We start from the raw sequence: 17,467 nt of genomic DNA on the forward strand, positions 1-17,467 counted from the left end.
ACGGCATGGGGACGGGCTGGAGGATTGACCTGCGGCAGTGTGTCGCAGTCATTCGTCGCCTGTGCCGGCCTTATCGCGAGCAGGCTCCTACAAGGGGTCTTCGGTGTTCGGGAGATCCACTGTAGGAGTGAGCCTGCTCGCGATGGGGACATCAGCTGCGCAGATGAGTCAACGGCAGCTCGGTACTATTGAGCACCTGATTCAACACAAAACTCGAACGAACGCTGGTCACCCCTTCAATCCGGGTCAAATGCCCCAGCAGCAGTTTCTGGTAGTGATCCATGTCCGGCACCACAACCTTGAGTTGATAATCTGCATCCATCCCCGTCACCAAGCTGCATTCCAGCACCTGCGGCAACGTTCGAATCGCGGCTTCAAAGTTCTCGAAACGCTCCGGCGTATGGCGGTCCATGCCGATCAGCACGTAAGCCGTGAGGCTCAAGCCGAGCATCTTGCGGTCCAGCAGCGCCACCTGGCGGGTGATGTAGCCGTCGTCTTCCAGTTGCTTGACCCGGCGCGAGCAAGGCGAAGGCGACAGGCCGATGCGTTCGGCCAGCTCCTGGTTGGAGATGCGCGCGTCACGCTGCAATTCCGCCAAAATGCTCAAGTCGTATCGGTCGAGTTTGCTCATCAATCAGGCCTTTGTCATAACTATTGCGGCAGATTATCTATCCAGGGTTAAAAATTGCGCAAGTGATGTTTAATTGAGCAATCTTCGCAATCCTCTGCCGGCACTCGCGGCCTATTCTTATCACCAGAATCACTGCTCGGACAAACAGTCCATAGCCGCTCGCCGAATCAGGCCGGCGGCGGCCGCCACCCCCACAGGGGATGTGCCGGCCTCCGAGCTACACACTGTCCAGAAGACGGCGTGAGGTGAGCCGACGTCATAAGCGTCGAGCACGGACGAAGTTCTCTAAGGGAGGCCGACGGGTCTCCCTTTTCTTTTGCCTGGAATTTGAGAGCGGCCCTCAATAAATAAGTTGCGCGACTGATAACCTGTTGCAGAACCGCCCTGTACTTTCCCAGTCTTACGTACAGGCTCTAACCCGCAGTGAGGAAAAGCATGAAGTCGCGCATCTGGCGTTTGGCCGGTGTTGGTTTGCTGTGTGTGAGTGTCACTGCGCAATCGCTGGCCGATGATCAGCAAAACCGTGGTCCCGATGGCGGGCAACGTGGATCGGACGGCCATCAGGGCAACAATCAGGGGCATGGCGGCAATAATCAGCCGCGCCTGCAGGACAACGACATCATTCGTGGCGACAACAGCCGCCAGTTCGAGCACAACGGCCAGACTCAGAACAATGGCCAATGGCAGAACCGTCCGCAGCCCGACTACAACAATCCTGTTCGCTCACCGCCGCCACCCCCGCAGCTCCCGGCCAATGACCTGCCGATCCAGGGTCGCCCCGACGCGGTGCGCCAGACCCAGCAGCCACAGCGTGGTTACTATCAGGACAATCCACAGCGCAACAATTACAACCAGCAATGGCAGAACAACGGTCCGCGTCCCGATGATCGTCGTTGGGCGGGTCGTCCGGATGGGCACGGTAATGGCTGGGGCCCCGGCCCGCAATATCGCCCGGGTCATGTGATCGACCGCTTCCCGGACCGTGACTACCGCGTGCCTTACGGTGGTCGGGATTATTTCTATTCCGGCGGCTATTGGTATCGCCCACAAGGCCCGCGTTATGTGGTGGTTCAACCGCCTCGCGGGATTCGAGTCAGCTACTTGCCCGATTACGCGCGTGAGGTGTGGATCGGTGGGGCGCTGCTGTTCCTGGCGGCCGGTTCGTATTACGCCTATCAGGAAAACACTCAGGACTACGTGGTGGTCGAGCCGCCGGTGCAAATGCAGCCGCAGCCGGTCAGCAACAACTACGACGTGGAGGCCTATCCGGCCAACGGCCAGTCGCCGGAGCAGGTCAACCAGGACGGTTACGAGTGTTATCAATACGCGGTGCAGCAAAGTGGCTTCAATCCGCGGACGGCCACCTACCAGCCAGACCCGTCGGTGGTGCAAGCCTACCGCCAGGCTCAAGGTAACTGCCTGAGCAGTCGCGGCTATCAGGTTTCTTTCTGAGTCTTTGCCGCCAGTACCACTTCCTGCGGGTCGGCGTGCACCAGCACTTCGGCTCGCGGGTAAGCGGCGTGAATCGCATCGGCGGCCTGATCGCTGATGCCGTGGGCGACTGACAGGGTCAGGTCCCCCGGCAATTCCAGGTGCAACTGCACGAACCACTGGTTGCCGGAAATCCGCGTGCGCAGGTCATGCGCGCCCAGCACCCCCGGAACGCCGCAGGCCAGCTCAAGCATGTGCTGGCTCACTTCCGGCGGCAGTTCTTCATCCATCAGCACCGTAAAACTTTCCTTGGCGATCTGAATCGCGCTCCAGAAGATGTACGCAGCGATTGCCAGGCCGAACCAGGGGTCGACCTGATGCCAGCCAAACCCGGCCAACACCAGCGCCAGCAGAATGCTGCCATTGAGCAGCAAGTCCGAGCGGTAGTGCAGGGAGTCGGCGCGCACCGCGTTGGAGCCGGTGGCCTTGACCACCCGATGTTGCAACATCAGCAACGCCACGGTCAGCGCCAGGGAGAACACAATCACGCCGATGCTGATCCACGGCGCGCCCACTGGTTCCGGATGTTTCAGCCGCTCGATCGCCTGCAAAGAAATCAGCACCGCACTGCCGCCAATGAACAACGCTTGAGCCATGCCCGCCAGCGACTCGGCCTTGCCGTGCCCGTAACGGTGATCGTCATCGGCCGGGCGCAACGCGTAATGCACCGCCAGCAGATTGAGCAGGGAGGTGACGCCGTCGAGCGCCGAGTCGGTCAATCCGGCGAGCATGCTCACCGAACCGCTCAACCACCAGGCGATGGCTTTGGCGACGATCAGCGTACACGCCACCGCCACCGAGGCACGAGTCGCCAGCCGCAGCAGGCGGGCGTGTTCGGAGCTGGAAATCATAGGGGCGGCTATTCCTTTACGTGCACGGATTACGCGGCGGGTTGCAGGCCGAACAGGGCCAGTTGCTGGGTGCTGCCTTTGTGTTGAATCAGGCGTGGGTCATCCAGCGGGAAGCTGCGGCCCAACTCGGTTTCGAGAATAGTCTGCAACTTATGGTTATCAACTTTGCCGTCGGCGCCGATCGCTTCCTTGAGTTTTTCCGGGGCCACCTGTGCGGTCTCACCGGGCGCGTAGTAAATCGCGCCAGTGGCGAAGTCCACGGCGAACGCGATCAGGCCGGGGATGATGTAGAACAGCAGGCCCACGGCATCGAGCGCGGCGATGGCCGGGTCGATCTTGCCGTCAATCTGACCACGACGGTCAGGATAAAAAATCGATCCGCAAGCGGTCACCTGGGTCAGCAACGTCGCGACCAATACACCGCCAATCAAGCGAAAGGGAACACGCATATGAAATCTCCTGGGTAATTTCAAAACGAAAGGACGCCTATATGAATTAGGACCGTCATTAACGCCGAGCAGTTCGCCGTTATACTCGCCGCTCTGTTTTGGAGCCAGCATGATTTCTTTGCCGATTGATGAAGTTTTACCCGCCCTGCGTGAAGCCTTGGCTACACGTCACGAAGCCGTGCTCGAAGCACCGCCCGGCGCCGGTAAAACCACCCGTGTTCCGCTGGCCTTGCTCAACGAGCCGTGGCTGGCCGGGCAGACCATTCTGATGCTTGAGCCCCGCCGTTTGGCGGCGCGGGCGGCGGCGGAGCGCTTGGCCAGTGAGCTGGGCGAGAAGGTCGGTGAAACCGTTGGCTACCGGATCCGGCTGGACAGCAAAGTCGGCCCCAAGACCCGTATTGAAGTGGTCACTGAAGGCATTCTCACCCGACGTTTGCAGGATGACCCGGCACTCGACGGCGTTGGCCTGCTGATTTTCGACGAATTCCACGAGCGCAGCCTCGACGCGGACCTGGCATTGGCCCTGAGCCTGAATGGCCGGGAGCTGTTTCGCGACGACCAGCCGCTGAAAATCCTTTTGATGTCTGCAACGCTTGAAGGCGAACGCCTGGCCGGGTTGCTCGATGACGCGCCGATCCTGCGCAGTGAAGGCCGTATGTACCCGGTGGCGATGCGCTGGGGTCGGCCGTTCCAGCCCGGCGAATTCATCGAGCCGCGCCTGGTGCAGACGATTCTCGAAGCCTTGAATGATGAGACCGGCAGCGTGCTGGTGTTCCTGCCGGGGCAGGCGGAAATCCGTCGCGTGCATCAACAATTGGCGGATGCGTTGGGCGAGAGCACACAGGTGTTGCTCTGCCCGTTGCACGGTGAGCTGGACCTCGCCGCCCAACGCGCGGCAATCGATCCGGCACCGGCGGGCAAGCGCAAAGTGGTGCTGGCGACCAACATCGCCGAGACCAGCCTGACCATCGACGGCGTGCGTGTGGTGATTGATGCCGGGCTGGCGCGGGTGCCGCGTTTCGATCCCGGCAGCGGCATGACCAGGCTCGATACCCAACGAATTTCAAAAGCCAGTGCCACTCAACGTGCCGGCCGGGCAGGGCGCCTGGAGCCGGGCGTGTGTTATCGGTTGTGGTCGCAGGATCAGCACGAGCAATTGGCGGCCTATGCCAGCGCGGAGATTCTCTCGGCCGACCTTGCCGGTCTGGCCTTGCAGCTCGGGCGCTGGGGCGTGACACCGACGCAATTGGTGTGGCTCGACGTGCCGCCCGCCGCCGCTTATGCACAGGCTCAGGATCTGCTTGATCGTCTGGGTGCATTGGACGGTGAAGCGCTGACCCGTCACGGTCAGGCCATGGCCGAATTGCCGGCGCATCCGCGCATCGCCCATTTGTTGTTGCGCGGTCAGGCGCTCGGTTTGGCCGACATGGCCTGCGATGTTGCGGCATTGCTCGGTGAGCGGGACATCTTGCGTGGCGCCGGAGCGGATCTGCACAGCCGATTGGTGCTGTTGTCCGGCGAAGAGCGTGCGGCTCGCGGTGCTCAGGGTGGCGTGCAACGTGCCCGGCAACTGGCGCGGCAGTATCGCGGTTACCTGCGTGGCAAAGCGTCGGAGCCGGTCAGCGATCCGGATCATCCACGCTGGCTCGGCGCCCTGTTGGCGTTGGCCTATCCAGACCGTGTCGCCCAGCAACGCCGCGCCGGTGGCGCTGAATATCGCCTGGCCAACGGCCGTGCGGCGTTGTTCGCTGAAGCAGACAGTCTGATGAAGCAAGCGTGGTTGGTGATTGCGGATCTGGGCAGTCGTCAGGGGCAGCGCGAGGAACGGATTTATCTGGCGGCGGATTTTGATCCGGCGCTGTTCGATTCCGTACTGGCCGAGCAAGTGCGCGTGGTCGATCAACTGGATTGGGACGAACGTGAGGGCGTATTGCGCGCCGAGCGTCAACGCAAGGTTGGTGAATTGATCCTCAGCCGCGAACCGCTGACCGGTCTCGACGAAACAGCGCGCAGCCAGGCGCTGGTCAATCTGGTACGCCGCAAGGGGCTGGAGTTGTTGCCGTGGATCCCGGAGCTGCGTCAGTGGCAGGCGCGCGTGGCATTGCTGCGACAGCTGGACTTCGGCAGTAAGGGTGAAAGTGAATGGCCGGATGTCAGCGATGCCGCACTGCTCAAAAACCTTGAGCACTGGCTGATGCCGTACCTGGGCAAAGTCTCACGCCTCAGTCATTTCGCCAATCTGGACCTGTCGAGCATCGTCCATAACTTGCTGCCCTGGCCGCTGCCGCAACGGCTGGATGAACAGGCGCCGCATCACCTGAGTGTGCCGTCGGGCTCTTCGATTCGTCTGGACTACAGCGAACAGCCGCCGATTCTGGCGGTGCGTTTACAGGAGCTGTTCGGCCTGTCCGATACCCCGCGCATTGCCGGGGGCCGGCAAGTGGTGAAGCTGCATCTGCTGTCCCCGGCGCGGCGGCCGGTGCAGGTGACTCAGGACTTGGCGAACTTCTGGCGCAGTACCTACGCCGAGGTGAAGAAGGATTTGAAGGGGCGGTATCCGAAGCATTATTGGCCGGATGATCCGTTGGTGGCCGAAGCCACCGCTCGGATCAAACCGCGCAAGTAACTCTTGGGGTAGAACACAAAAACTGTGGCGAGGGAGCTTGCTCCCGTTGGGTCACGAAGCGGCCCCATAATCAGGCCGCCTGAATGTGTCAGATACACCGCATGCAATGGAGATGCGACTGCTGCGCAGTCGAACGGGAGCAAGCTCCCTCGCCACAGGATTTCACTTGGCTCATGTGCTTGCCCCGGCCTTGGCAGTGAGTTGCTCCCGGCAATAATCGGCAAACAACTGCGCCGGTTTGGTCAGTTGCCCGCGCTTCAACCATGCCGCCACCAATCCCGAACCAGTGACCTCTTCGACGATATCCACGCACACCACTTTCTTCCCGTCGTAAGTGCATTCCGAATGCGGCCGCGTCACCAGGATCGAGAAGCCGAACCCTTGCCCGACCATCCCCCGCACCATCTCGATCGACGGTGAGCTGAAGGCGATGTTCGGTGACAGGTTCAGTTCTTCGAACAGGCTGACGAAGTAGGTCCGGCTCGGTTGCACGTCCAGCAGAATCATCGGTTCCAGGCACAGATCACGTAGCGACACTTGTTTGAGCTGGGCGAAGCGATGGTCCGCTGGCAGCAACGCATAAGGCCGTTGCGCCGGCATCAGCGGTTCGGTCTGAATGGTGGCGTCGAGCTCGTGCTCATACAGGATCGCGAGGTCGAAGGTGCCCGACGTCAGGCCTTGCACCAGCTCTTGCTGCTCGCCATCGCGGATGCGGATTTTCACCCCCGGATACAGCGCCGAAAACCCGGCAATCAGTTGCGGCAGGTACAGCGGTGCGACCGTTTCGAAGCAGCCGATATCGATTTGCCCGGCCACCACGTCGTTGTCGGCGAGGGCGTTCTGTTCGAACTCCTTGGCCATGCGCAGCAGTTCCTGGGCTTTGCGATAGAAGCGTGCGCCGCTTGGTGTCAGGGACACGCCCTGAGCGTGATGGCGGATCAGCAGTTGCACGCCGAAGCTGTCTTCCAGGCCTTTGATCGCCGTGGAGATCGCCGGTTGGGCGATGTACAGCTTGCGCGAGGCCTCGGCGACGCTGCCGCATTCGACGGTGGTGATGAAGTATTTCAATTGACGCAGGTTGTAGGCAGCCACGGCAAACCTCGGGGTGGATGGACTCGACATCCAGGCAATTTTCGCGCCGACTGCATCCGTTCTGACGACGGTGTTGTTGTGCCTGAACAATAACCACATACCGCGCCACCGGGGAGATTGGCTGCCCAGTTTTTTCATGGTCTGCGAAGACATTTTTACTATTTTTACTGGACTCGGGCCTGGGCCACCATTCAGACACAAGAAAAGCCCATGGAGCATCTGAACGTGTTCGAGCTTGCATATTGGCAAAACAAAGTCGCCGCGCTGCGGTTTCCCGACCAGGCCCTGATCGACGGCAAACCCCGTTCGGCGCAGTCGGGTCAGACCTTCACAGCAATCGACCCCGCCACTGGCCAGCGTCTGGCTAACGTGACCGCTTGCGGTGATGAAGAGGTGGACGCGGCGGTACTCAATGCGCGGCGGGTATTCGAAGCCGGCACCTGGTCGGCGCGTTCGCCGAGCGAGCGCAAGCACGTGTTGCTGCGTCTGGCGGAGCTGATCATGACCCACCGCGAAGAGCTGGCGCTGCTCGACTCGCTGAACATGGGCAAACCGGTGATGGACGCCTACAACATCGACGTGCCGGGCGCCGCCGGGGTGTTTCGCTGGTACGCCGAAAGCCTCGACAAACTCTACGACCAGATCGCCCCCAGTGCGCAAAACGTGCTGGCGACCATCACCCGCGAAGCACTGGGTGTGGTCGCTGCGGTGGTGCCGTGGAATTTCCCGCTGGACATGGCCGCGTGGAAACTCGCGCCAGCCTTGGCCGCAGGCAATTCGGTGATCCTCAAGCCCGCCGAGCAATCACCGTTCTCCGCTCTGCGTCTGGCTGAGCTTGCATTGGAAGCCGGTCTACCACCGGGCGTGCTGAACGTGCTGCCGGGCCTCGGCGAGCAGACCGGCAAAGCCCTCGGTCTGCACCCGGATGTCGATTGCCTGGTGTTCACCGGCTCCACTGAAGTCGGCAAGTATTTCATGCAGTATTCGGCGCAATCGAACCTGAAACAGGTGTGGCTGGAGTGCGGCGGCAAGAGCGCCAATCTGGTGTTCGCCGATTGCCAGGACCTGGACCTGGCCGCCGAGAAAGCCGCGTTCGGCATCTTCTTCAATCAGGGTGAAGTCTGCTCGGCCAACTCACGCTTGCTGGTGCAGCGTTCGATTCATGATGAGTTCGTCGAGCGCCTGAAAGTGCAGGCCGAGCGTTGGCAGCCGGGGGATCCGCTGGACCCGTCGAGCAGCGCCGGGGCAATCGTCGACAGCCGTCAGACCGCGCGCATCATGAAGTTCATCCAACAGGCCGAACGCCTGGGCGCGACCAGGGTGTGCGGGGGCAGGCAGTCGATCTTCAACGGCTCCGACAACTTCATTCAGCCGACGATTTTTACCGGCGTGAGCCCGGACATGCCGCTGTTTCGCGAGGAAGTGTTCGGCCCGGTGCTGGCGGTCACGGCGTTCGACGACGAGGCCCACGCCTTGCAACTGGCCAACGACAGCGTCTACGGCCTGGCGGCTTCGCTGTGGACCGACGACCTCAACCGCGCCCACCGTGTGGCGCGGCAATTGCGAGCGGGCACGGTGTCGGTCAACAGCGTCGATGCACTGGACGTGACCGTGCCTTTTGGCGGCGGCAAACAGTCCGGATTCGGTCGCGACCTGTCGCTGCACTCATTCGATAAATACACCCAGTTGAAGACCACCTGGTTTCAGCTGCGCGCATAACAGCCGCTCATAACAAAACGGAGAACTGGCGATGACCACACCACGTGAAACCCGCGACTACCAGGCCGCCGACGCTGCGCACCACATCCACGCATTCGTCGATCAAAAAGCGCTCAATGACGAAGGGCCGCGGGTGATGGTCCGCGGTGAGCGCCTGCACCTGTGGGACAACGATGGTCGGCGTTACCTCGACGGCATGTCCGGGTTGTGGTGCACCAACCTCGGTTACGGCCGCAAGGATCTGGCGGCTGCGGCGACCCGGCAGCTCGAGCAGTTGCCGTACTACAACATGTTTTTCCACACCACCCACCCGCAGGTGATCGAGCTCTCGGAGCTGCTGTTCAGCCTGTTGCCGGGGCACTACAGCCACGCGATCTACACCAACTCCGGTTCCGAAGCCAACGAGGTGCTGATCCGCACTGTGCGGCGTTACTGGACGATCCTCGGCAAGCCCGAGAAGAAAATCATGATCGGTCGCTGGAACGGTTACCACGGCTCGACCCTGGCGGCGACGGCGCTCGGCGGCATGAAATTCATGCATGAAATGGGCGGCATGATCCCCGATATCGAACACATCGACGAGCCGTACTTTTTCGCTCACGAGGGCAATCTGACCCCGGCCGAATTCGGCGTGCGGGCGGCGCAGCAACTGGAAGCGAAGATTCTCGAGCTGGGCGCCGATAAGGTCGCGGGGTTTATCGCCGAACCGTTCCAGGGCGCCGGCGGGATGATCTTCCCGCCTGAGAGTTACTGGCCGGAAATTCAGCGGATCTGCCGCAAGTATGACGTGCTGTTGTGCGCCGACGAAGTGATCGGCGGCTTCGGTCGTACCGGCGAATGGTTCGCTCACGAGCACTTCGGTTTCGAGCCGGACACGCTGTCGATTGCCAAGGGGTTGACCTCCGGTTACATCCCCATGGGCGGGTTGATTCTGTCGAAGAAAATGGCCCGGGTGTTGGTGGAGCAGGGCGGGGTATTTGCCCACGGTTTGACTTACTCCGGGCACCCGGTGGCGGCGGCGGTGGCGATTGCCAACCTCACGGCGTTGCGCGATGAGGGCGTGGTGACGCGGGTCAAGGATGACATCGGACCGTACCTGCAACAGTGCCTGCGCGAGGTGTTCGGCAATCACCCGTTGGTAGGCGATATTCAGGGTGTCGGCATGGTCGCGGCGTTGCAATTGGCCGAGGACAAAAGCAGTCGCAAGCGTTTTGCCAATGAGAACGACATTGCCTGGCGTTGCCGCACGATTGGCTTTGAGGAAGGGGTGATTATTCGTTCGACGCTGGGGCGGATGATCATGGCGCCGGCCTTGATTGCCAGCCGGGAGGAGATTGATGAGCTGGTGGGCAAGACCTTGAAAGCAGTCGATCGTACTGCCCAGGAATACGGCCGGCTTTGATCTTGTAGCGCTCTTGTGATCCTCTTCGCGGGCAAGCCTCGCTCCTACAGGTTATGTGTCGTGCCCAATTCCGCGGCCGACATAAACCCTGTAGGAGCGAGGCTTGCCCGCGAATGCTGTGGTCGATTCAACACTCATTTCATGTTTTGCACCTCCCCCGTGCATCCCCGCCAACCCCGCCCTTTTACGGCGCGCGCTACCCAGTTTTTTCATCACTCCCAACGACATATTTCCTGATTTTCCTTATCCCGCCCCTGGTCCAACATCGACTTCGCCAGTCAGCCGAATGCTGACCATCGAAAGGTCCATCAGAGACCACCGGTGGCAACTGATCCAAGGCCACTGGCCGTACTGCCCATGACAAAACTAAATCAACAGCTTTGGGAGTGCTCCATGATCAAGTCCTTGCTTAACCGCGTCGCTCATCCACTGGCGATCACCGCCATCGCCGCCACGGTCGCCACCAGCGCCCAGGCCGGCACCCTGTCCATCGGCCACACCACGTGGGTCGGCTACGGCACGCTCTACCTGGCCCAGGATCTGGGCTACTTCAAGGAAGGCGGTTTGACCGTCGAATTGCCCGTCGTTGAAGAAGCTTCGATGTACATGGCCGCCCAGGCTTCGGGCGAGTTGTCGGGCTCGGCGTCGACCATCGACGAAGTGCTCAAGTACCGCCCGCAATTCTGCTTCAAGGCCGTCGCCGCACTCGATGATAGCCATGGTGGCGACGGTGTTCTGGTGGGCAAGGACGTCAAGAGTTTGCAGGAGCTCAAAGGCAAGGCAGTGGCCGTGAACGAAGGGTCGACCTCGCAGTTCTGGCTGTCGTACCTGCTGAAAAAACACGGCATGAGCATGAGCGACATCACCGTGCAGAACATGACGGCCGATGACGCTGCCACCGCGTTCATCGCCGGCCGTGTGCCGGCCGCCGTGACCTGGGAGCCGCACCTGTCGATGGTCCGCAACAAGCAACAAGGCAAAGTGCTGATCGACAGCAGCAGCACGCCGGGAGTGATTGTCGACGTGGTCGCGCTCAACTGCACGGTCATCGAGAAGCAACCGGAAGACGTCAAGGCCTTGGTCGCCGGCCTCTACAAAGCGGTGCAGTACACCAAGGACCATCCGAAGGAAGCTTACAAAATCATGGCCAAAGGCGTCGGCGGTTACCTCGCTGATCCGAAGGAACTGGAAGCCGCCGCGCAAGGCGTGCGCTTCTACGATCAGGCCATGAGTGAAAAACTCTTGGGGTCTCCGGGCAAGCCGGGCGACAGCGAGCCACTGATCAAACTGGCCAACGAAACCGCCAGCGAATTGCAGGGCAAGCCCTACAACGTCAGCAATGACGACCTGATCGACAACCGCTTCGTCAGCCCGCTGTAGGAGGTCCGCATGTTCAAGCGCAATTCATGGCTGAGCCGCTGCATCACGCCCAAGACCGGCCTGCCGGTGCAGGTGATCTGGAGCGCGAGCGGGCTGGCCTGGGTGTTGTTGATCGGCCTGTGGGCCGGGTTGTCCTACGGCGGCGTGGTGCCGGGCATGTTCCTGCCGACACCAGGGGCGGTGGCCGAAGCCGCCGTGCGCCTGAGCCGCGACGGCACCCTTGGCCTGCATGTGTGGGCCAGCCTCGAAGTGGTGATGGTCGGCTTCATTGTCTCGTCTCTGGTGGCGGTGCCGTTGGGGTTGCTGATGGGCAGCTTCCGCATCGTCCAGGCGTTCCTTGAACCGATGGTCAATTTCATCCGCTACCTGCCGGTGACCTCGTTCGTGCCGCTGTTCATTCTGTGGATCGGCATCGGTCTGGAACAGCGGGTGTCGGTGATCATCTTCGGCGTGTTTTTCCAGCAACTGGTGATGATCGCGGACGTGTCCAAGGGCATCTCCAAGGACCTGATCAACGCGTCGTACACCTTGGGTTCGACCCGCCGCGATGCGGTGCTGCATGTGATTGCCCCGGCGTCGTTGCCGGGTGTGCTCGACACGTTGCGCGTGACCATGGGCTGGGCCTGGACCTATCTGGTGGTCGCCGAGCTGGTCGCCGCGTCCAGTGGCCTGGGTTACTTGAGCCTGAAAGCCATGCGCGGTTTTCAAGTGGATGTGATTTTCCTCGCCATCGCAATCATCGGCCTGCTGGGTCTGGTCACCGATCAACTGTTCCGTTTTCTCCGTCTGAGGATTGCCGCATGGGCTCAGTAAGCGCCGTCAACCCGCGTTTCATCACACCCACGGCCGCCCCGGTGCAAGCCGCACCACGGCTGCAGGTGGACAAGGTCAGTCTGCGTTATCAGAAACCTGACGGCGGCATGTTCACCGCGCTGGAGCAGGTGTCGTTCGAAGTGCCGGATCAACAATTCGCCGTGCTGGTCGGGCCGTCGGGCTGTGGCAAGTCGAGTCTGCTGTACCTCACGGCCGGCCTGAACGAGCCCACGGAAGGCGAGATTTATGTCGGCGGCCAGCAAGTGCAGGGGCCGGGTGCGGATCGGGGTATGGTGTTCCAGAGCTACACGCTGTTCCCGTGGCTGACCGTGCGGCAGAACGTCGAGTTCGGCCTCAAGCGGCGCGGCATGGCGGCCGCTCAGCGCAAGGAGATCGTCGATTACTACGTCAATGAAGTGGGGCTGACCGGGTTCGCCGACAACTACGCCAAGCAGTTGTCCGGCGGCATGATGCAGCGTGTGGCGATTGCCCGGGCGTTGGCCAATGACCCGCAAATCCTGCTGATGGACGAACCCTTCGGCGCGCTCGACAGCCAGACGCGCCTGCAAATGCAGCAGCTGTTGTTGCGGGTCTGGGGCAACAGCAAGAAGACCGTGCTGTTCGTGACCCACGATATCGATGAGGCGATTCTGTTGGGGGATCGGGTGTACGTGATGGGCGCCAGGCCCGGGCGGATCAAGCAGATCCTGGACGTGCCGATCGAACGCCCGCGTAACCTGGACATGGTCATGGAGCGCTCGTTCATCGACATGAAACGCAAGATCTTCGGGCTGTTGCATGACGATCTGGAAGAGGTTCATTGAGCCGATTTACCGTCATGCCCAAATCCCCTCTGGGAGCGTTGATCCGGCTCTATGGGGCCGCAGGCAGGAGGAACCGCGCAATCACCGGCAAATGATCGGAGATCCGCAAGGTATCGTCCTGCCTCACCATCGCCTCGACCCGTTTGATCCGCGGGCTGTAGAACAGGTAATCAACCGTCCGGTCCGGGCCATTCAAGCCTGGATCGTTCGGGTAGTGGGTCAGCCACCGCGCCCGGTCGATCCCGCTGGCTTCGTTGTTGGTCGGGATCATCGGGTATTTGTCCCACAGCACATGCAAGGCACTGTCGACGGAGTAGGGCGTGCGTTGTTCGTCGGGCAGGCGTCGATACTGACCCAGCGGCAACAGGTTGAAGTCGCCACCGATCAACCACGGGGTGCCATGGCTTTCATATTTGTCGAGCACCTTGGCCACGGCGGTCACTTGGGCCAGCAGGGTTTCATCAGGTTGGATGACGCGGTCCAGATGGGTATTGAGTACCGCGATCTGCCCACCGCCGCCCAATGGCAGGTAAGTCGCCAGCAAGGCGTTTTTCGGTGTGAACTGACGGCTGATGAAGTTGGCCGACGCGATCGGCAATTGCAGGCGTTCGGCGTGTTCGATCTGGTATCGGCTGAGGGTTGCCAGTTGTCGGCCGACACTGCCGAAGATGTGCGGCAGCGGCACAAAGTCAGCTTTCCAGTCGAAGGCATGAGCGCTGCACGGATAAAGGTCGGCGACCCGTTCCTGAAGCAACTTGAACTGGTTTTGATAATCGCTGGCCTTGGCGCCGTCATCCAGCTCCTGCAACAGCACAATGTCCGGTTGCTCGTCACGAATGACCCGTGCCACCTCATCGAGGCTGAAGGCCATGTCTTCGGCGGTGGGGCGGTCGTCGTCGCCTTTGGCCAGGTCGTTCCAGAACACGTAGCGCTTGCCCGCCAGGTACTGGACGTTCCAGGTCATGACTTTCAGGGCCTGGCCGGGGACCAGCGTGGGCGCCTGAGCGCTGCAGCCGACCGGTGCTGCTTCTTTGGCACCGGGACGCCAGGTCAGGTTGTAAATCAGCAAGGCAATCAGGCCCGCCGCGATCAGCAGGCCCAGCAGGGTGTAGCGCAGTAGACGGGTCATGGCTCGGCTTATAGCGTTACAAAAGATGAGCCCGAGCATAACCGAGCGTCGGGCTTAAGCCCATGGGTCATAGCGGCCCGTCAATTTTCTCGGGGGCATCGGCAATCAGCATGAACAGGCGGAACAGCACCACGCTGGTGAACAGTTGCAAAAAGCTGTGCGCGCTGTCGATCAGCAGCGAAATCACCGGGTTCTGCGGATCCGGGTAAATCGCAAGGGTCGCGCCCTTGAGCACCCACAACGGGCCCATCACACACAGAATGCACACCAGGATGCGCAGGAAATGGCCGCGGGTCAGACGCAGGCTTTCCTTCATCGCCGCCAACGGGGCCAGGCCGCGCAGCACCAACAGATACTCGCCGAACGCCAGGGTCACCATCAGCCAGATGCCCGGCAGGAAATACAGCGACAGGCCGATCAGGATCAGCAAGGTGTTGAGGGCGGTGAGCAGGGCGAAGCGCGGCCACAGATAGGCCGACCTCGACAGCAACTCGCGGGTGCTCGGTGATTCGCCACGGCTGCGGGCATCGAGAAACAGGATCAGTGCGGCGGTGTACAGCGGATAGACCAGCAAGCCGACCATCACGCTGATGCCGGGGAAACTGTCCGGCTCGGTGGAGCGATCGACCACCTGTTGCAGCAGCGCCTCGAAAATCACCAGCGGCAGGCACAGGCGCACGATCTGGCCCAGATTGCGCTTGAAGAAATACAGAGAGTCACGCAGTACATCGAACGAATTCATCAGTCGGTATCGCAGGTTGAAAGCAGTGGCCCACTTTAACCGATGAAGCCCTTTGGGGCGCAAACGTAAACGTTCGGTAAAGGTCATTGAAACAACTTGTTTCAGCCTCCATTAAGGTCGAGCACCTTATCCTCTTTGGTAAAGGTCAACGATTTCTCCGGCAATCTACGAGGTCGCCATGAACAGCGAAGAACAAACCCTGATCGATGGACTGTTTTCCCGGTTGCAACAAGCCGAAACGGACTCAGCCCCGCGTGACGCCCAGGCTGAAGCGCGGATCAAGGAGCACCTGACTCGCCAACCGGCGGCAGGTTATTTCATGACCCAGGCGATTCTGGTTCAGGAAGCGGCCATCAAAAGCCTCGACGCGCAGAACAAGCAACTCGCTCAGCAAGTTCAGCAATTGCAGGCCGAACTGCAATCGGCCAAGGCTCAGCCGTCGGCGCCTGCCAGCGGTGGTTTCCTGTCGAGCATTTTCGGTGGCGGTTCCCGTGATCCACAGCCTGCACCGACGCAAAGCGCGCCGTCCTCCAATGGTGGATGGCGTGAGCAGGGGCGGCCGTCGTTCAATTCGCAGCCGCCACAGCAACAGAACTTCGGTGCTGCACCGCCACAGCAGAATTACGCGCCGCAGCAGCAAGCCCCCGGGATTGGCAGTGGTTTCCTTGGCGGCGCACTGAAAACCGCCGCCGGTGTGGCCGGTGGCGTGATGCTGGCGCAAGGCATCAGCAGCCTGTTCCACAGCAATCAGCAACCGCAGGAAGTCGTCGAAGTCATCAAGGAAGAACCGGCTCAGGTCAATGATCAGAGCGACAGCGGCAACGGCTGGGGCAACGACGAGCGCGTGGCTGACAACAACGCCAACGATCAGGGAGGCTTCACCGACGCCGACTACAGCGATGACAGCTCATCGTTCTTTGGCGGCGACGACGATTCCTTCGTCTGATTCAACGTTACAGGTGTAACACTGAACCCGTGGTCAGGGAGCTTGCTCCCGCTGGGCTGCGCAGCAGTCCTTCTTTGGGGCCGCTGCGCGACCCAGCGGGAGCAAGCGCCCTCGCCACAGGTTGCCATTCGTCCGAGGCTCCAAGAGGCTTCGGGCCGATTATTCGCGGAACAATCCTTCAGGCTGGCATACTGGGCCACTTTTCGGGCCTGGTGCCTGACCCAGCCTGCGCGCGACTGCGCCAAAGAGGATGCACGGTGAAAAAAATCGCAGTGTTCGCCGACGTTCAAAACCTCTATTACACCGTGCGTCAGGCCTATGGTTGCCACTTCAACTACGCCGCGCTGTGGGCTGATATCAGCAAACAGGGCGAGATCGTCGAGGCCTACGCCTACGCGATTGATCGCGGCGACAGCAAACAGCAGCAATTCCAGCAGATCCTGCGCAACCTCGGCTTCATCGTGAAGCTCAAGCCCTACATCCAGCGCAGCGACGGCTCGGCCAAAGGCGACTGGGACGTGGGCATCACCCTCGACATCATGGACGCCGCCGATCATGTCGACGAAGTGGTGCTGGCTTCCGGCGACGGTGATTTCGACATGCTGCTGGAACGCATCATCACCAAGCACGGGGTGCAAGCCGTGGCTTACGGCGTGCCGGGCTTGACGGCCAACTCGCTGATCCGCGCCGCCAGCCGCTACGTGCCGATCGAAGGCGCGTTGCTGCTCAAGAATTGATTTTTACGGAGTTGAAACAGGTTTGGAACGCATAGCAGTCATCGACTTTGAAACCACCGGGATCTCCCCGAGCAGCAGCTGCCGGGCCACGGAAATTGCCGTGGTGATCCTTGAACAGGGGCGCATCGTCGAGCGTTACCAGAGCCTGATGAACGCCGGCGTGCGCGTGCCCGCGTTCATCGAGCAACTGACCGGCATCAGCAACGCCATGCTGCGCACCGCGCCCTCGGCAGAGCAGGTGATGAACGAGGTCAACGAATTCGTCGGGCTCACGCCGCTGCTGGCCCACAACGCCGCGTTCGACCAGAAGTTCTGGGACTTCGAACTCAGCCGCATCAAGCGCACCCGCTTGCAGAACTTCGCCTGCTCGCTGCTACTGGCCCGCCGCCTGATGCCCGCCGCGCCGAACCACAAACTCGGCACCCTCACCACCTTCGCCAGCCTGCCCAACACCGGCAAGGCCCACCGGGCCATGGCCGATGCCGAAATGGCGGCCAACCTCACGGCGCACCTGGCGCAAGAGCTGCGGCACAAGCACGGGTTGCGCGAGTTGTCCCATGATTTGCTGGTCAGCTTGCAGAAAGTGCCGGCGGCCAAGATCAACGAACACCTCAAGCGCCATCGCGGGTTCTGAA

General features: G+C 61.2%; 16 protein-coding genes. 10 read left to right on the forward strand and 6 right to left on the reverse strand.

Translation table 11 applies throughout. The annotated features are described in order from the left end of the window. Positions 1–151 precede the first annotated feature (151 nt). Positions 152–631, reverse strand: a complete 480-nt coding sequence (locus BLU63_RS14595) for an Lrp/AsnC family transcriptional regulator (RefSeq protein ID WP_007894448.1) — start codon at positions 629–631, stop codon at positions 152–154. 435 nt (positions 632–1,066) lie between these two features. Between BLU63_RS14595 and BLU63_RS14600 the strand changes: the two genes are divergently transcribed. Then, positions 1,067–2,083 (forward strand): DUF6515 family protein, encoded by a 1,017-nt coding sequence (locus BLU63_RS14600; RefSeq protein ID WP_083375693.1) that lies wholly within the window; start codon positions 1,067–1,069, stop codon positions 2,081–2,083. Here the strand turns inward: BLU63_RS14600 and BLU63_RS14605 are convergent. After that, positions 2,068–2,973, reverse strand: a complete 906-nt coding sequence (locus BLU63_RS14605; protein ID WP_010467394.1) for a cation diffusion facilitator family transporter — start codon at positions 2,971–2,973, stop codon at positions 2,068–2,070. The genes BLU63_RS14600 and BLU63_RS14605 overlap by 16 nt on opposite strands. A 29-nt stretch (positions 2,974–3,002) precedes the next feature. After that, a complete protein-coding gene (locus tag BLU63_RS14610; protein WP_083375694.1) occupies positions 3,003–3,422 on the reverse strand; it encodes a polyribonucleotide nucleotidyltransferase in 420 nt (139 codons plus the stop codon). Between the two features lie 109 nt (positions 3,423–3,531). On the opposite strand from BLU63_RS14610, the gene hrpB reads away from it, so the two are divergent. Next, positions 3,532–6,048, forward strand: coding sequence for an ATP-dependent helicase HrpB (hrpB, locus tag BLU63_RS14615; RefSeq protein ID WP_083375695.1), 2,517 nt, complete (start codon positions 3,532–3,534; stop codon positions 6,046–6,048). A 171-nt stretch (positions 6,049–6,219) separates the two neighbouring features. Here the strand turns inward: hrpB and BLU63_RS14620 are convergent, their stop codons facing one another. Continuing rightward, positions 6,220–7,140: a LysR substrate-binding domain-containing protein gene (locus tag BLU63_RS14620; RefSeq protein ID WP_083377264.1), complete on the reverse strand. Its 921-nt coding sequence runs from the start codon at positions 7,138–7,140 to the stop codon at positions 6,220–6,222. 225 nt (positions 7,141–7,365) lie between these two features. Here BLU63_RS14620 and BLU63_RS14625 point away from each other — a divergent pair, with 225 nt between their 5' ends. From BLU63_RS14625 to BLU63_RS14645, 5 genes are all read left to right on the forward strand, one after another. Beyond that, positions 7,366–8,859 carry an aldehyde dehydrogenase gene (locus BLU63_RS14625; RefSeq protein WP_083377265.1) on the forward strand — a complete coding sequence of 498 codons (1,494 nt, stop codon included), beginning with the start codon at positions 7,366–7,368 and terminating at the stop codon, positions 8,857–8,859. A 31-nt stretch (positions 8,860–8,890) separates the two neighbouring features. Continuing rightward, positions 8,891–10,261 (forward strand): aspartate aminotransferase family protein, encoded by a 1,371-nt coding sequence (locus BLU63_RS14630; RefSeq protein WP_010467400.1) that lies wholly within the window; start codon positions 8,891–8,893, stop codon positions 10,259–10,261. Between the two features lie 393 nt (positions 10,262–10,654). After that, positions 10,655–11,641 (forward strand): ABC transporter substrate-binding protein, encoded by a 987-nt coding sequence (locus BLU63_RS14635; protein WP_010467401.1) that lies wholly within the window; start codon positions 10,655–10,657, stop codon positions 11,639–11,641. Positions 11,642–11,650: 9 nt separating this feature from the next. Then, positions 11,651–12,454: an ABC transporter permease gene (locus BLU63_RS14640; RefSeq protein WP_010467403.1), complete on the forward strand. Its 804-nt coding sequence runs from the start codon at positions 11,651–11,653 to the stop codon at positions 12,452–12,454. Next, complete coding sequence (locus BLU63_RS14645; RefSeq protein ID WP_010467405.1) at positions 12,442–13,278, forward strand: ABC transporter ATP-binding protein; 837 nt, start codon at positions 12,442–12,444, stop codon at positions 13,276–13,278. The genes BLU63_RS14640 and BLU63_RS14645 overlap by 13 nt, the downstream gene beginning before the upstream one ends. Before the next feature lie 49 nt (positions 13,279–13,327). On the opposite strand, the gene BLU63_RS14650 is transcribed toward BLU63_RS14645, so the two are convergent. Together BLU63_RS14650 and BLU63_RS14655 are read right to left on the reverse strand one after the other, a co-directional pair. Then, positions 13,328–14,407: an endonuclease/exonuclease/phosphatase family protein gene (locus tag BLU63_RS14650; protein ID WP_010467407.1), complete on the reverse strand. Its 1,080-nt coding sequence runs from the start codon at positions 14,405–14,407 to the stop codon at positions 13,328–13,330. 67 nt (positions 14,408–14,474) lie between these two features. After that, on the reverse strand, positions 14,475–15,149 hold the full coding sequence (locus tag BLU63_RS14655; protein ID WP_077749934.1) for a YciC family protein: 675 nt from the start codon (positions 15,147–15,149) through the stop codon (positions 14,475–14,477). Between the two features lie 178 nt (positions 15,150–15,327). Between BLU63_RS14655 and BLU63_RS14660 the strand changes: the two genes are divergently transcribed. The 3 genes from BLU63_RS14660 to BLU63_RS14670 all read left to right on the forward strand — a co-directional run bounded on the left by BLU63_RS14660 (position 15,328) and on the right by BLU63_RS14670 (position 17,466). Continuing rightward, complete coding sequence (locus tag BLU63_RS14660; protein ID WP_083375696.1) at positions 15,328–16,095, forward strand: DUF2076 domain-containing protein; 768 nt, start codon at positions 15,328–15,330, stop codon at positions 16,093–16,095. A gap of 257 nt (positions 16,096–16,352) precedes the next feature. Beyond that, positions 16,353–16,832 (forward strand): LabA-like NYN domain-containing protein, encoded by a 480-nt coding sequence (locus BLU63_RS14665; protein WP_010467410.1) that lies wholly within the window; start codon positions 16,353–16,355, stop codon positions 16,830–16,832. Positions 16,833–16,854: 22 nt separating this feature from the next. Next, the gene (locus BLU63_RS14670) at positions 16,855–17,466 is read left to right on the forward strand and encodes a 3'-5' exonuclease (RefSeq protein ID WP_083375697.1); all 612 of its coding nucleotides are present in this window, start codon (positions 16,855–16,857) and stop codon (positions 17,464–17,466) included. Position 17,467: the final 1 nt, after the last annotated feature.

Source organism: Pseudomonas mandelii (assembly GCF_900106065.1).
Taxonomy (GTDB): Bacteria; Pseudomonadota; Gammaproteobacteria; order Pseudomonadales; family Pseudomonadaceae; genus Aquipseudomonas; species Aquipseudomonas mandelii.

What these genes read in the sequence shown, in the direction of transcription:
- BLU63_RS14635 (WP_010467401.1), top strand. Translation starts at nt 10,655, where the DNA reads ATGATCAAGTCCTTGCTTAACCGCGTCGCTCATCCACTGGCGATCACC.
- hrpB (WP_083375695.1), top strand. Translation starts at nt 3,532, where the DNA reads ATGATTTCTTTGCCGATTGATGAAGTTTTACCCGCCCTGCGTGAAGCC.
- BLU63_RS14655 (WP_077749934.1), bottom strand. Translation starts at nt 15,149, where the DNA reads ATGAATTCGTTCGATGTACTGCGTGACTCTCTGTATTTCTTCAAGCGC.
- BLU63_RS14600 (WP_083375693.1), top strand. Translation starts at nt 1,067, where the DNA reads ATGAAGTCGCGCATCTGGCGTTTGGCCGGTGTTGGTTTGCTGTGTGTG.
- BLU63_RS14605 (WP_010467394.1), bottom strand. Translation starts at nt 2,973, where the DNA reads ATGATTTCCAGCTCCGAACACGCCCGCCTGCTGCGGCTGGCGACTCGT.
- BLU63_RS14640 (WP_010467403.1), top strand. Translation starts at nt 11,651, where the DNA reads ATGTTCAAGCGCAATTCATGGCTGAGCCGCTGCATCACGCCCAAGACC.
- BLU63_RS14645 (WP_010467405.1), top strand. Translation starts at nt 12,442, where the DNA reads ATGGGCTCAGTAAGCGCCGTCAACCCGCGTTTCATCACACCCACGGCC.
- BLU63_RS14610 (WP_083375694.1), bottom strand. Translation starts at nt 3,422, where the DNA reads ATGCGTGTTCCCTTTCGCTTGATTGGCGGTGTATTGGTCGCGACGTTG.
- BLU63_RS14630 (WP_010467400.1), top strand. Translation starts at nt 8,891, where the DNA reads ATGACCACACCACGTGAAACCCGCGACTACCAGGCCGCCGACGCTGCG.
- BLU63_RS14650 (WP_010467407.1), bottom strand. Translation starts at nt 14,407, where the DNA reads ATGACCCGTCTACTGCGCTACACCCTGCTGGGCCTGCTGATCGCGGCG.
- BLU63_RS14660 (WP_083375696.1), top strand. Translation starts at nt 15,328, where the DNA reads ATGAACAGCGAAGAACAAACCCTGATCGATGGACTGTTTTCCCGGTTG.
- BLU63_RS14595 (WP_007894448.1), bottom strand. Translation starts at nt 631, where the DNA reads ATGAGCAAACTCGACCGATACGACTTGAGCATTTTGGCGGAATTGCAG.